We start from the raw sequence: 14,151 nt of genomic DNA on the forward strand, positions 1-14,151 counted from the left end.
CCTCCGCCCGCCCTCAACGTGGCAGGAACAGCAGCCACACCACCAGCAGTGCGTTGAACAGCAGCGACACGGCCAGCGCGATCTTGTAGAGCGCGGCCGGGTCGCGGCGGATCAGCGGCGTGGCGGCGGGCGCGCTCACGGGGCGGGAAGCGCCGCGCTCCAGCGCGAGCAGCATTTCCTCGGCGGTTTCGAAGCGCTCGCGCGGATCGCGCGCGACCGCCTTGCGCACCAGGTGGTCGAGCCACACGGGCACATCGGGCCGCAGGCGCGAGAGCGCGGCCGGATCGCGCCGGTAGCGCGCCACCTGGTAGGGCTCGATCTCGCCGTAGGGCAGATGGCCGCCGAGCCACTGGTACAGCGTGACGCCGAGCGCGAACAGGTCGCTCGCGGTGTCGGCCTCGGCGCCCTCCCACTGCTCAGGGTTGATGTAGCTCGGCGTGCCGGCATGCAGCTCCCGCTGGGCCGCGCCTTCGCGGCCCGACAGCGCCACGCCCAGGTCGAGGATGCGCCAGCGGCCATCGTCGCCCAGGTGCAGGTTGCCGGGCTTGATGTCGCGGTGCACCACGCCATGGCGATGCAGCCGGCCCAGGGCCTTGGTCACTTCGATGGCCGCGGCAACCACTTCGGCCACTGTGCCGCGCGCGCCGGACTTGCGCATCTGCTCCAGCGTGCGCCCGCCGTGCCAGTCGAACACGATGTAGAGCGCGCTGGCGTTCTCGGCGCGTTCGTGCACGCGCACGAATCCGCTGTTGCCCACGCGCTGGCCCAGCCAGGCTTCGTGCGCGAGCATCGCGCGCTCCTGCGGGTCGCTGGCGCGCGAGGGATGCAGCGTCTTGAGCGCCACCAGTTCGCGCGTGGCCGCATTGCGCGCCTGGTACAGCAGGTGCACGCCGGTGTCGGCCACCAGCGCGGTGACGACGTAGCCGTCGAGCGCGTCTCCCACCTTCAACAAGGGCGGCGGCGCCAGGCGGCGGCCGTCGCCGAGTTCGTCGTCCAGCTGCCGCACATCGAGGCCGACGACGCGGATGACCAATGCGGTCGCGTTGTCGCGCGTGCCTGCGTCCAGCGCCGCCTGCACCAGCGCCTCGCTCGCCTCCTCGGCACTGCCCTGCAGGGCGAGCGCGGCCAGGCGCTGCGGCTTGAGCACGCCGTGCACGCCATCGGTGCTGAGCACGAAGCAATCGCCCACGCGCACGTCGCCCTGCGCATAGTCGACGCGCACCTGGTCGTCCAGGCCGATGGCGCGCGTCAGCCGGCTGCGCATGTCGGGATGCTCGAAGGCGTGGTCCTGGGTCAGCGGCATGGCCGGCTCGCCGCCGGCGCGCACGCGCCAGGCGCGCGTGTCGCCCACATGCGCGAGCGTGTAGCTCTGGCCGTGCAGCACCAGCGCCGTCAGCGTGGTGAGCGCCGTGGCGCTGCCCTGCCGCCGCCGGTTGTGGTCGGCGAGCCAGGCGTTCTGCGCGGCGACCAGGCGGTCGAGCGCGGCAGTCGGCTCCCAGGTATCGGGCGTCGCGAAGTAGTCGGCCAAGAGGCCCATGACGGTGGTCTGCGCCGCCTCCAGGCCGCGCCCGCCCGTGGACACGCCGTCGGCAATGGCCGCGATGAGCCCGCGCGACTCGTCGCCAGGCGGCGCGTTCACGGCGCCCGCGAAGTCTTCGTTCACGTCGCGCGGTCCGCGCTGGCTGCTGTAGCCGATGTCCACTTCAAAGCTCATGGCGCCATTCTCCACATGCTTTCCGCGCGCGCCGTGCGCTTCCTTTGCTTGATTCGTTGAAAGGCCCCACCCATGATGAAGAAACTCAAGCTCGTGATGGTCGGCAACGGCATGGCCGGCGTGCGCACGCTCGAAGAGCTGCTGAAGCTCGCCCCCGACCTGTACGACATCACCGTCTTCGGTGCCGAGCCGCACCCCAACTACAACCGCATCCTGCTGTCGCCCGTGCTCGCCGGCGAGCAGACGGTCGACGAGATCGTCCTCAACAGCTGGGAGTGGTACGCCGAGAACAAGATCACCCTGCACGCCGGCAAGAAGGTGGCCGAGGTCGACCGCGTGAAACGCATCGTGCGCGCCGAGGACGGCACCGAGGCCCCCTACGACCGCCTCCTGATGTGCACCGGCTCCAACCCCTTCATGCTCCCGGTGCCCGGCAAGGACTTGAAGGGCGTCATCGCCTACCGCGACATCGCCGACACCGACTACATGATCGAGACCGCGCGCACCCACAAGAGCGCCGTCGTCATCGGCGGCGGCCTGCTCGGGCTGGAAGCGGCCAACGGCCTGATGCTGCGCGGCATGGACGTCACCGTGGTGCACGTCATGCCCTGGCTGATGGAGCGCCAGCTGGACGACGTGGCGGGCAAGCTGCTGCAGAAGTCGCTCGAAGACCGGGGCCTGAAGTTCCTGATCGGCGCCCAGACCCAGGAACTGGTGGGCAATGACCAGGGCCGCGTGGCCGCCATCCGCTTCAAGGACGGCACCGAGGTTCCCGCCGACCTGGTCGTCATGGCTGTGGGCATCCGCCCCAACACCGAACTGGCCGAGCGGATGCGCCTGCACTGCCACCGCGGCATCGTCGTCACCGACACCATGCAGACCGTGACCGATGCGCGCATCTACTCGGTGGGCGAATGCGCGGCCCACCGCGGCATCGCCTACGGCCTGGTCGCCCCGCTCTTCGAGCAGGCCAAGGTCGCGGCCAACCACCTGGCCCAGTTCGGCATCGGGCGCTACCTGGGGTCCCTCACCTCCACCAAGCTCAAGGTCACCGGCATCGACCTGTTCTCGGCCGGCGAGTTCATGGGCGGCGAAGGCACGGAAGAGATCGTCATGAGCGACCCCTTCGGCGGGGTCTACAAGAAGCTGGTCATCAAGGACGACAAGCTGGTGGGCGCGTGCCTGTACGGCGACACGGTGGACGGCAGCTGGTACTTCAAGCTCCTGCGCGACGGGCGCAGCGTGCACGACATCCGCGACAAGCTGATGTTCGGCGAATCCAACATCGGCGACACCGGCCACGAGGGCCACAGCAAGGCCGCCGGCATGCCCGACGACGCCGAGGTGTGCGGCTGCAACGGCGTGACCAAGGGCACCATCTGCAAGGCCATCAAGGACAAGGGCCTGTTCACCCTGGACGAGGTCAAGAAGCACACCAAGGCCAGCGCCAGCTGCGGCTCGTGCACCGGCCTCGTGGAGCAGATCCTGATGTTCACCGCCGGCGGCGACTACTCGGCCACGCCCAAGAAGAAGGCCGTGTGCGGCTGCACCGACGCGAACCACCAGGACGTGCGCGACGCCATCCGCCGCGAACACTACCTGACGCACGACGAGGTGTATCGCAACCTGGGCTGGCGCACGCCCAACGGCTGTGCCACCTGCCGCCCGGCCATCAACTACTACCTGATCAGCACCTGGCCCAAGGAGGCCAAGGACGATCCGCAGAGCCGCTTCATCAACGAGCGCAGCCACGCCAACATCCAGAAGGACGGCACCTATTCCGTCATCCCGCGGATGTGGGGCGGCCACACCACGCCCGACGAGCTGCGCCGCATCGCGGATGCGGCCGACAAGTACCAGATCCCGACCGTCAAGGTCACGGGCGGCCAGCGCATCGACCTCTTGGGGGTGAAGAAGGAGGACCTGGAGGGTGTGTGGAAGGACATCGGCATGCCCTCGGGCTTTGCCTATGCCAAGAGCCTGCGCACGGTGAAGACCTGCGTGGGCAGCGAGTGGTGCCGCTTCGGCACGCAAGATTCCACCCAGATGGGCAAGGATCTGGAGCGGGCGCTGTGGGCGATGTATTCGCCGCACAAGGTCAAGCTCGCGGTCTCGGGCTGTCCGCGCAACTGCGCCGAGGCCGGGATCAAGGACGTGGGGGTGATCGGGGTGGATTCGGGCTGGGAGCTGTACGTGGGGGGCAACGGCGGCATCAAGACCGAGGTGGCGCAGTTCCTGGTGAAGGTGAAGACGGCCGCCGAGGTGATGGAGTATTCGGGCGCCTTCCTGCAGCTGTACCGCGAGGAAGGCTGGTACCTGGAGCGCACGGTGCACTACATCGGGCGGGTGGGGCTGGACCATGTGAAGAAGAAGATCCTGGAGGACACCGAAGGCCGCAAGGCGCTGTGGGAGCGGCTGCAGTTCGCGCTGGATGGGGAGCCCGATCCGTGGTTCGAGTCGAGCCAGGCGTCGGTGGACGTGCGGCAGTTCACGCCGGTGGCGGTGGTGGATGACAAGGCGAGCCAGGCGGCCTGAAGACGAGGAGCAACAGCAAATGAGCAACAACAACAGCAACCCCAACAACAGCGGCAACGAGTGGCAGGTGATCTGCCGGGTCGAGGACATCCCGGTGCTGGGGGCGCGCCGCGTGGCACGGCCGGTGGGCGTGACGTGGCGGTGTTCCGCAATGCCGAGGACCAGGTGTTCGCGCTGCTGGACCGCTGTCCGCACAAGGGCGGGCCCTTGAGCCAGGGCATCGTGTTCGGCACCAGCGTGGCGTGTCCGTTGCACAACTGGGCCATCGGGCTGGACGATGGGTGTGCCAAGTCGCCGGATGAGGGGTGTACGCCGAGGTTTGCGGTGAAGCTTGAAGACGGCCAGGTCATGATGAGCATGGTCGAACTGAAGACGCATGCCCTCGACCTGGCACCGCCGCGCGCCGGCCCCGGCGCCGCCACGGCCGGCAAGCTGGGCGACGAGACCTTCGACGTGCAGGCGCCGCACGGCAGCTAGACGCGAAACAGAGGCATCGATCCATGGCTGAGACTCGCTCCACCTGCCCCTATTGCGGCGTCGGCTGCGGCGTCGTCATCGAATCCGATGGCGCCCAGATCACCGGCGTGCGCGGCGACCCCGATCACCCCGCGAATTTCGGGCGCCTGTGCACCAAGGGCTCGACGCTGCACCTCACGGCGACAGCCACGGTGACGCGGCAGACGCGGCTGCTGCAGCCGATGCGGCGCGCCGAGCGCGGCGCCACGCCCGAAGCCATCGGCTGGGACGGCGCGCTCGACATGGCGACGGACAAGTTCGCCCAGGTCATTCGCGACCACGGCCCCGACGCCGTGGGCTTCTATGTCTCGGGCCAGCTGCTCACGGAGGACTACTACGTCTTCAACAAGCTCGCCAAGGGCCTCATCGGCACCAACAACATCGACACCAACTCGCGCCTGTGCATGAGCAGCGCGGTGGCCGGCTACAAGCAGACGCTGGGCGCCGATGCGCCGCCCGCCTGCTACGACGACCTCAAGCATGCGCAATGCCTTTTCATCGTGGGCAGCAACGCCGCGTGGGCGCATCCGATCCTGTTCCGGCGTATCGAGGATGCGAAGGCCGCGAACCCGGGGCTCAAGATCATCGTGGCCGATCCGCGCCGCACCGACACGGTCGAGATCGCCGACCTGTTCCTGCCGATCCAGCCAGGCACCGACGTCATGCTGTTCAACGGCATGCTGCACCTGATGCTGTGGGAAGGCTGGACCGACAACGGCTACATCGCCGCCCACACCAGCGGCTTCGATGCATTGAAGACCACGGTGCGCGAATGCACGCCCGACAAGGTGGCGCAGATCTGCGGCATCTCGAAAGAAGACCTGCTCGCCGCGGCGCGCCTGTTCGCGACCTCGCCGGCCACGCTGAGCCTCTATTGCCAGGGCCTCAACCAGTCGTCGAGCGGCACCGCCAAGAACGCGGCGCTGATCAACCTGCACCTGGCCACCGGCCAGATCGGCAAGCCCGGCGCCGGCCCGTTCTCGCTCACGGGCCAGCCCAATGCGATGGGCGGGCGCGAAGTGGGCGGCCTGGCCAACCTCTTGAGCGCGCACCGCGACCTGGCCAATCCCGCGCACCGGGCCGAAGTGGCGGCGCTGTGGAATGTGCCCTCGGTGCCCGAAAAGCCCGGCAAGACCGCGGTCGAGATGTTCCAGGCCGCGGCCGACGGCGAGATCCGCGCGCTGTGGATCGCCTGCACCAACCCTGCCCAGTCGATGCCCGACCAGGCCACGGTGCGCCGCGCCCTCGAGCGCGCCGAGTTCGTGGTGGTGCAGGAAGCCTTTTCGACCACCGCCACCTGCGCCTTCGCCGACCTGCTGCTGCCCGCAACCACCTGGGGCGAGAAGGAAGGCACCGTGACCAACAGCGAGCGCCGCATCTCGCGCGTGCGCCCCGCGGTGGCGGCGCCCGGCGAGGCACGGCACGACTGGTCGATTGCCGTGGACTTCGCGCGCCGGCTCGAACAGCGGCTCGGCGCCACGCCCACGCTGTTTCCCTACGAGACCGCCGAGTCGGTCTGGAACGAGCACCGCGAATCCACGCGCGGCCGCGACCTCGACATCACCGGCATGAGCTACGCGATGCTCGACAGCGCGGGACCGCAGCAATGGCCGCTGAAGGAAGGCGAGGCCACCGGCCGCGCACGCCTCTACGAAGACGGCATCTTCCCCACGCCGGACGGCCGCGCGCGCTTTGTCGACACCGTCTACAAGCCGGTGGCCGAGGCGCGCGAGGCGCGCTATCCGTTCTCGCTCAACACGGGGCGCCTGCGTGACCAGTGGCACGGCATGAGCCGCACCGGCACCGTCGGCCGCCTGTTCGGCCACGTGGCCGAGCCGCTCGTGCAGATGAATGCGCAGGACATGGCGCGCCGCCAGCTGAAGGACGGCGACCTCGTGCACCTGACCTCCAAGCGCGGCTCGATCCTGATGCCTGTGCAGGCCAGCGCCGAGATCGGCCTGAGCCAGGCCTTCGTCGCCATGCACTGGGGCGAGGAATACCTGAGCGGCTGCTCGTCGACCGGCACGCCGCTCGCGGGCATCAATGCGCTGACCACCTCGGCCTACTGCCCCACCTCGAAGCAGCCCGAGCTCAAGCACACGCCGGTCAAGATCCTCAAGGCCGAGCTGCCCTGGTCGCTCCTGGCCATGGCCTGGCTGCCGCCCGACGCGGCGCTGGCCGCGCACCAGGCGCTCAAGCCGATGATGGCGATGTTTCCGTTTGCCACCTGCGTGCCGTTCTCGGGCAACACGCCGGGCGAGGAACGCAGCGGCATCCTGTTCCGCGCCGCCGCGCACGATGCGCCGGCCGACGAAACCATCGACCGCATCGAAGGCCTGCTCGGCCTGCGCGGCAGCGATGCCCTGCGCTACGCCGACCGCCGGCGCGGCCAGCGCCGCGTGGCGCGGCTGGTGCGGCGCGCCGACGGCAACGCCGGCCTCGAAGCCTTCCTGCTGGGCGGCGACACCAGCGCCGAGGCCTGGATCGGCACCCTGCTGCGCGAGGAGATTCCGGCGCAGAGCTACGGCCGGCTGCTGCTGTCGCCGGGCGCGCGCGCGCCGGTGGCGGTGCAGTCGCGCGGACATCCGGTCTGCACCTGCTTCAACGTGACCGACCTGGCGATCCAGGCCGAACTGGGCCGCTGCACCGGCACGCCCGACGAGCGCCTGGCCGCGCTGCAGGGTGCGCTCAAATGCGGCACCAACTGCGGCTCCTGCCTGCCCGAGCTCAAGCGCATGGTGCGCGCAACGCCCGCCGAGACCGTGGCCGAGGGTGCATAAGCCGACTTGCATTCCGGCATAAGCATTGCGGGACAATCGGCGCACCCATGGGAATCAGCCAATACATCAAGGAAATCGGCCGCGGCGCGCGAGGCGCCAAGCCGCTCACGCGCGAACAGGCCGCCGACCTGTTCGGCCAGGTGCTGGACGGCACCGTCACCGACCTGGAGATCGGCGGCTTCTGCCTTGCCATGCGCATCAAGGGCGAAACGCCCGAGGAGATGGCGGGTTTCCTCGATGCCACGCATGCCAGGCTCAACCGCCTGCCCGCGGCCGACCGCCCGCTCATCGTGCTGCCAAGCTACAACGGCGCGCGCCGGCTGCCGGTGCTCACGCCGCTGCTGGCGCTGCTGCTGGCGCGCGAAGGCCTGCCGGTGCTGGTGCACGGCAGCGCCACCGAAACCTCGCGCGTGCTGGCGTCGAACGTGCTGGAGGCGCTGGACGTGCCCGCGCTGCCCGCCATCCGCAAGATTCCTTCGGGCGAGGTGGGCTTTGCGCCGACCGAGCTGCTCAACCCCGCGCTCAAGCGGCTGCTCGACGTGCGCCGCGTGGTGGGCCTACGCAACCCTGGCCACAGCGTGGTCAAGCTGATGCAGCCGACCACCGGCCCCTGCGTGATCGTGGCAAGCTACACGCATCCGGAATACGCGCGCACCATGGGCGAAACCTTCGAGCTCATGGGCATGACCGCCCTGCTCTCGCGCGGCCTCGAAGGCGAAGTGGTGTCCGACCCGCGCCGCACTGCGCAGATCGACGGCTTCGTGCGCGGCGTGCGCAGCGAACTGCAGGCCCAGGAAAGCGGCACGGCAAGCGAAGTGCCGGGCCTGCCGAAGGAGATCGACGTCGCGACCACGGCCGCGTACACGCGGCGTGTGCTCGATGGCGAGCTTCCCGTGCCGGAGGCCATCGCAACGCAGGTGAGGCACATCACGCAACTGGCATCCCACGCATGAACAAAGCCACTTCTTCATCCACCGCCGGCAGCTGCACGCTGGTGGGCGCCGGCCCCGGCGACCCCGAACTGCTGACCCTCAAGGCCGTCAAGGCGATCCAGGCCGCCACGGTGCTGCTGGTGGACGACCTCGTGAGCGACAGCATCCTGGCCTCGTATGCGCGGCCCGATGCGCGCATCGTGCACGTGGGCAAGCGCGGCGGCTGCAAGAGCACGCCGCAGGCCTTCATCGAGCGGCTCATGATCACCGCGGTGCGCGAAGGCGAGACCGTGGTCCGGCTCAAGGGCGGCGACCCCTTCATCTTCGGCCGCGGCGGCGAAGAGGTCGAGCACCTGCGCGAAGCCGGCATCGAATGCACGGTGGTCAACGGCATCACGGCCGGCCTCGCGGCCGTCACCTCGCTGGGCGTGCCGCTCACGCACCGCGACCATGCGCAGGGCGTGGTGTTCGTCACGGGCCATGCCAAGACCGGCGCCGGCGCGGCCGAAGACCCGACCGACTGGCGCGCCCTGGCCGCCACCGCGCACAGCGCGCGGCTCACGCTCGTGATCTACATGGGCGTGGCGGGCGCCGGCCACATCGAACGCGAACTGCTGCACGGCCTGCCCGGCGACACGCCCGTGGCCGTGGTGCAGCACGCGAGCTTGCCGCACCAGCGCCACGTGGCGACCACGCTCGGCAAGCTGCAGGCCGGCATTGCCGAAGCCGGCATCGCGAGCCCCGCGGTGATCGTGGTGGGCGACGTGCTGCGCGGACTGGCCGCGGCGACGCTGCCGGCCGACGCGAACCGCTTCGGCACCTAGGCTTCCGGGGTTCCGCGGCGGGGGCCGCCGGGCACCGCACGCGCGGTGCCTCGGGCCGCAAGCCACCGACGTGGCATGGAGCGTGCTTAACGCCAGCATGCTCGCCTTCCGATCATTTTTCGCCCCCCGGGCCCCTCGATGAGCGCCGCCGCCATCGCGCCCCCGCCCGCCGCCGTCGAGGTCGTCGCGCTCAGCAAGCGCTATGCCGCGGGCACGCCCGCCGCCGTCGACCAGATCGACCTGCGCATCGCGAGCGGCAGCTACTGCTGCCTGCTGGGCCCGTCGGGCTGCGGCAAGAGCACCACGCTGCGCATGATCGCGGGCCATGAGTCGGTCACGAGCGGCGACATCCTGCTGGACAACCGCAACATCACCAACCTGCCCGCGGCGGCGCGCGGCACCGCGATGATGTTCCAGAGCTTCGCGCTGTTCCCGCATCTTTCGGCGCTGGACAACGTGGCCTTCAGCCTCAAGATGAAGGGCGTCGGCAAGGCCGAGCGCCAGAAGCGCGCACGCGAACTGCTCGAGCGCGTGGCAATGGGCCACCTGGCCGAGCGCAAGCCCGGCGAACTCTCCGGCGGCCAGCAGCAGCGCGTGGCGCTCGCGCGCGCGCTCATCACCGAGCCGCGCGTGCTGCTGCTCGACGAACCGCTGTCGGCGCTCGATCCGTTCCTGCGTATCCAGATGCGCGCCGAACTGCGCCGCTGGCAGAAGGAACTGGGGCTGACCTTCGTGCACGTCACGCACTCGCAGGAAGAAGCGATGGCGCTGGCCGACACCATGGTGGTCATGAACCACGGCGTGATCGAGCAGGTCGGCTCGCCGCACCAGGTCTACAACCATCCGGCGAGCGAATTCGTGGCGCGCTTCATGGGCGGCCACAACGTGTTCGACACGCCCGCCGGCCAGGTCGCCGTGCGCAACGACCACATGCGGATCGCCCGCGGCGATGCAGCCGGCGGCTTGGCCGCCACGGTCACCGACGTCGAATACCAGGGCACCTACGTGCTGCTCGGCCTCGCGCTGCAGGACGCCGCGCCCGGCCGCGGCAGCGTCTCGGTGCTGCTGGGCGAAGCCGCCTTTCTTGCCAGCCCCCATGCGCCGGGCGATGCGGTGCGCCTGTCCTGGGCCGAAGCCGATGCGCGCGTGCTCGGCCCCGGCGCCAAGCCGCCCGCCGAGCGCGTGCCGGTGCCGGCCGCGAGCGGCAGTCGCCCCGCACGCGACGACCTGGCCGCGCTCGCGAGCATGCCGCTGTGAGCGCGCGGCCGCTCATGCATTGCCTGCATTTCCGTTTGCTTTTTTTCACGTTCCCTCCCCTGCTTTTTTCTTCCACGGAGACTCTTCCATGACCGACCCCATCGACTCGTCCGCCGGCCTCCAGCGTCGCACCCTGCTGCAAGGCACCGCCGGCATCCTGGCCACGGGCATTGCGCCCTTCGTGCATGCGCAGGAAAAGATCGTGCTGCGATACCTGGGCACGGCGGTGAACCAGGACAAGGCCATTGCCGAGAAGTTCAAGGCCGACACCGGCATCGAGATCCAGTACGTGGCCGTGACCACCGACGACGTGACCAAGCGCGCCGTCACCGCGCCCAACAGCTTCGACCTGATCGACACCGAGTTCTTCTCGCTCAAGAAGATCGTGCCCACCGGCAACTTGAAGGGCATCGACACCAAGCGCGTGAAGAACGCCGGCAAGATCACCTCGCTCTTCACCAAGGGCGAAGTGGGCGGCAAGAAGGTCGGCGACCAGGGCACGGCGCCCATCAAGGTGATCTATCTCGAAGGCGAGAAGAGCAAGGCCTTTGCCAAGTCGCCCACCCAGTTCATGTCGCTGATCCCGACCACCTACAACGCCGACACGCTGGGCATCCGCCCCGACCTGATCAAGCGCCCCATCGGCTCCTGGGCCGAACTGCTCAATCCGGAATTCAAGGGCAAGGCCGCGATCCTGAACATTCCGTCGATCGGCATCATGGACGCCGCGATGGTGGTGGAGGCCAAGGGCATCCACAAGTACGCCGACAAGGGCAACATGACCAAGGCCGAGATCGACCTCACGATCAAGACCCTGATCGAAGCCAAGAAGGCCGGCCAGTTCCGCGCGCTGTGGAAGGACTTCAACGAATCGGTGAACCTGATGGCCTCGGGCGAGGTGGTGATCCAGTCGATGTGGTCGCCCGCGGTCACGGCCGTGCGCGGCAAGGGCATCGACTGCACGTTCCAGCCGCTCAAGGAAGGCTATCGCGCCTGGGCCTCGGGCTTCGGGCTGCCGGCCACGCTCTCGGGCAAGAAGCTCGACGGCGCCTATGAGTTCATCAACTGGTTCCTCGATGGCTGGGCCGGCGCCTACCTCAACCGCCAGGGCTACTACAGCGCCGTGCTCGACACCGCCAAGACCAAGATGGAAGCCTACGAGTGGGCCTACTGGATGGAAGGCAAGCCCGCGGCGCAGGACATCAAGAGCCCGCAGGGCGACGTGATCGCCAAGGCCGGCGCGGTGCGCGACGGCGGCAGCTACGAGCAGCGCATGGGCGGCATCGCCTGCTGGAACGCGGTGATGGACGAGAACGAGTACATGGTCAGAAAGTGGAACGAGTTCGTCGCCGCCTGACCCCGTGAGCGCCCCCACCGCCAGCGCGCATGCGCCCAGCCCGTCCGTCCACGCCGTCAAGGCATGGTGGCAGGCGGCGCCGTTCGCGCTGGTGTTCCTGCTGTTCTTCCTGGTTCCGCTGGCGCTGGTCGCGATGGTCAGCCTGTGGAACTTCAACGAGTACGAGCTGATCCCCGCGGTCACGCTGCGCAACTACCTGAGCCTGTTCGAGGGCTGTTCGCATCTCACCGACAACGGCGACCTGTGCGTCACGCTCAACACCTACCTGAGCACCTTCAAGTTCTGCCTGCTGGTGTGGGGCATCACGCTGGTGGTCGGCTTTTCGGTGGCCTACTTCCTTGCATTCCACGTCCGCTCGCCGGGCATGCAGACGGCGCTGTTCGTGCTGTGCACGGTGCCGTTCTGGACTTCCAACGTGATCCGCATGATCTCGTGGGTGCCGCTGCTGGGCCGCAACGGGCTGGTGAACCAGGCACTGATGGGCCCGGGCGTGGTCAATCAGCCGGTCGAGTGGCTGCTGTTCTCCAATTTCTCGGTGGTGCTCGCCTTCGTGCACCTCTACACGATGTTCATGATCGTGCCGATCTTCAACAGCATGATGCGCATCGACCGCTCGCTGCTCGAAGCCGCGAGCGATGCGGGCGCCTCGGGCTGGCAGACGCTCTGGAACGTGGTGGTGCCGCTGTCGCGCACCGGCATCCTGATCGGCTCGATCTTCGTCATCACGATAGTGATGGGCGACTTCGTCACCATCGGCGTGATGGGCGGGCAGCAGATCGCATCGATCGGCAAGATCATCCAGGTACAGACCTCGTACCTGCAGTTTCCGCTGGCCGCGGCCAACGCGGTGATCCTGCTGGCGGTGGTGCTGATGATCATCTGGGGGCTCACGCGGCTGGTTGATATTCGCAAGGAGCTTTAGGGTGAACTTGGGCTCTTTTGTTCGATTCGGGTTTCGTTGTTCAGGGCGCGCTCCCGCCGACGGGGTACCTTGCTCCGCGAATGTCCCCCGCGCTTCGCGCTCCTCCTTTATTTCGCTGCGCAAGGCACCCCATCGACGGAAGCGTTGCAAAGAGCGGTGGTTGATCAGCGGTGCACAACGAGCGTGCCCTCGTGCACAGAGCATCGGGTGCTCCCCGCAGCGAAATCAAGGAGGAGGCCGCAGGCCGGGGGACATTCGCGGAGGGGAGTACCCGGTGATCTGTGCACGCGCCCTGAACGACAGCGCCCTGAACAACAGCCCCCCGAAAGAAAAACACAGATGAGCCAACGCATCGGAGAACAACGCGCCCCCGGCTTCTGGCCCTTGGCGATCGTGTTCGCCCTCTTCGTGCTGTTCCTCTACGGCCCGATGATCACGATCTTCATCCTGAGCTTCCAGGGCCCCGAAGGCGGGCTGACCTTCCCCTTGCGCGGCGTCTCTCTGCACTGGTTCCACAAGCTGGCCGAAGGCCTGGGCACCGTCGACATCGGCGCGGCCTTCCGGCGCTCGCTGGCGCTGGGCGCCGTGGTCATGGGCTTCACCGTGGTGCTGTCGGTGCTCGCCGGGCTCGCGTTCCGCAAGAAGCTCAAGGGCAGCAACGCCCTCTTCTTCGTGACCGTGGCGAGCCTCATCATGCCGTCGATCATCATCTCGCTCGGCATCGGCCTGCAGTTCCGGCTGCTCGACACCGGCATCAAGAGCCTGCTCACGGCAATGGACGCCACCACCCTGCTCGAAGGCTACGGCACCGCGCTCGGCCTCTTCAGCTCCGCGCTCGGCGCCCACCTGACCTGGACCCTGCCCTTTGGCCTGCTCATCATGTTCGCGGTGTTCAACCGCTTCAACCCGGCCTACGAGGAAGCCGCGCGCGACCTCGGCGCCACGCCGTGGCAGGCCTTCCGCTTCGTGGTGCTGCCGCTGATCGGGCCGTCGATCGTCGGCATCGGCATGTTCGGATTCACGCTGTCGTGGGACGAGATCGCCCGCACCTCGCAAGCCATCGGCGACGTCAACACGCTGCCGCTCGAGCTGCAGGGCCTGACCTCGACCGTCACGACGCCTTCCATCTATGCGCTGGGCACGGTGACCACCGTCGTTTCGCTGCTGGTCATGGCCGTGGCGCTGGGCACGGCCGCGCTGCTGCGCCGGCGCGCGGTCCGGCCGCGCTGATACCGGAGACCGGCGGCCGCGTCTAGACCTTTTGGTCGACGTGAGCGTTTTCCTACAGCCGCCTAAAATCGCGCTCCAACAAAA

Annotated in this window: 9 protein-coding genes and 1 pseudogene; 9 read left to right on the forward strand and 1 reads right to left on the reverse strand. The window is 68.5% G+C overall.

The annotated features are described in order from the left end of the window. Window positions 1-13: 13 nt before the first annotated feature. Complete coding sequence (locus ACAM58_RS17110) at window positions 14-1,714, reverse strand: protein kinase (protein ID WP_369663142.1); 1,701 nt, start codon at window positions 1,712-1,714, stop codon at window positions 14-16. A 75-nt stretch (window positions 1,715-1,789) separates the two neighbouring features. Between ACAM58_RS17110 and nirB the strand changes: the two genes are divergently transcribed. The 9 genes and pseudogenes from nirB (at window position 1,790) to ACAM58_RS17155 (ending at window position 14,067) form a co-directional block, all read left to right on the forward strand. Further along, the gene (nirB, locus tag ACAM58_RS17115; protein WP_041945708.1) at window positions 1,790-4,249 is read left to right on the forward strand and encodes a nitrite reductase large subunit NirB; all 2,460 of its coding nucleotides are present in this window, start codon (window positions 1,790-1,792) and stop codon (window positions 4,247-4,249) included. A gap of 19 nt (window positions 4,250-4,268) precedes the next feature. Continuing rightward, window positions 4,269-4,726: pseudogene (gene nirD / locus ACAM58_RS17120) on the forward strand (nitrite reductase small subunit NirD). 23 nt (window positions 4,727-4,749) lie between these two features. Further along, window positions 4,750-7,545: a nitrate reductase gene (locus ACAM58_RS17125; RefSeq protein ID WP_012748626.1), complete on the forward strand. Its 2,796-nt coding sequence runs from the start codon at window positions 4,750-4,752 to the stop codon at window positions 7,543-7,545. Window positions 7,546-7,592: 47 nt separating this feature from the next. Further along, window positions 7,593-8,498, forward strand: coding sequence for a DNA-binding protein YbiB (ybiB, locus tag ACAM58_RS17130; RefSeq protein ID WP_012748627.1), 906 nt, complete (start codon window positions 7,593-7,595; stop codon window positions 8,496-8,498). Beyond that, entirely contained in the window at window positions 8,495-9,301 is an 807-nt protein-coding gene (gene cobA / locus ACAM58_RS17135) for a uroporphyrinogen-III C-methyltransferase (protein ID WP_012748628.1), read from the forward strand. The genes ybiB and cobA overlap by 4 nt, the downstream gene beginning before the upstream one ends. Window positions 9,302-9,439: 138 nt before the next feature. Beyond that, on the forward strand, window positions 9,440-10,558 hold the full coding sequence (locus ACAM58_RS17140) for an ABC transporter ATP-binding protein (RefSeq protein WP_012748629.1): 1,119 nt from the start codon (window positions 9,440-9,442) through the stop codon (window positions 10,556-10,558). A gap of 88 nt (window positions 10,559-10,646) precedes the next feature. After that, window positions 10,647-11,915 (forward strand): PotD/PotF family extracellular solute-binding protein, encoded by a 1,269-nt coding sequence (locus tag ACAM58_RS17145; RefSeq protein ID WP_012748630.1) that lies wholly within the window; start codon window positions 10,647-10,649, stop codon window positions 11,913-11,915. A gap of 4 nt (window positions 11,916-11,919) precedes the next feature. Further along, window positions 11,920-12,837, forward strand: a complete 918-nt coding sequence (locus ACAM58_RS17150; protein WP_012748631.1) for an ABC transporter permease — start codon at window positions 11,920-11,922, stop codon at window positions 12,835-12,837. Window positions 12,838-13,176: 339 nt separating this feature from the next. Next, window positions 13,177-14,067: an ABC transporter permease gene (locus tag ACAM58_RS17155; protein ID WP_012748632.1), complete on the forward strand. Its 891-nt coding sequence runs from the start codon at window positions 13,177-13,179 to the stop codon at window positions 14,065-14,067. Window positions 14,068-14,151 lie beyond the last annotated feature (84 nt).

The organism is Variovorax sp. V116 (assembly GCF_041154435.1).
GTDB classification, from domain to species: Bacteria; Pseudomonadota; Gammaproteobacteria; order Burkholderiales; family Burkholderiaceae_C; genus Variovorax; species Variovorax paradoxus.

Coding starts and splice junctions, on each gene's coding strand:
- nirB (WP_041945708.1), top strand. CDS start 1,790: ATGAAGAAACTCAAGCTCGTGATGGTCGGCAACGGCATGGCCGGCGTG.
- cobA (WP_012748628.1), top strand. CDS start 8,495: ATGAACAAAGCCACTTCTTCATCCACCGCCGGCAGCTGCACGCTGGTG.
- ACAM58_RS17110 (WP_369663142.1), bottom strand. CDS start 1,714: ATGAGCTTTGAAGTGGACATCGGCTACAGCAGCCAGCGCGGACCGCGC.
- ACAM58_RS17155 (WP_012748632.1), top strand. CDS start 13,177: ATGAGCCAACGCATCGGAGAACAACGCGCCCCCGGCTTCTGGCCCTTG.
- ACAM58_RS17125 (WP_012748626.1), top strand. CDS start 4,750: ATGGCTGAGACTCGCTCCACCTGCCCCTATTGCGGCGTCGGCTGCGGC.
- ybiB (WP_012748627.1), top strand. CDS start 7,593: ATGGGAATCAGCCAATACATCAAGGAAATCGGCCGCGGCGCGCGAGGC.
- ACAM58_RS17145 (WP_012748630.1), top strand. CDS start 10,647: ATGACCGACCCCATCGACTCGTCCGCCGGCCTCCAGCGTCGCACCCTG.
- ACAM58_RS17140 (WP_012748629.1), top strand. CDS start 9,440: ATGAGCGCCGCCGCCATCGCGCCCCCGCCCGCCGCCGTCGAGGTCGTC.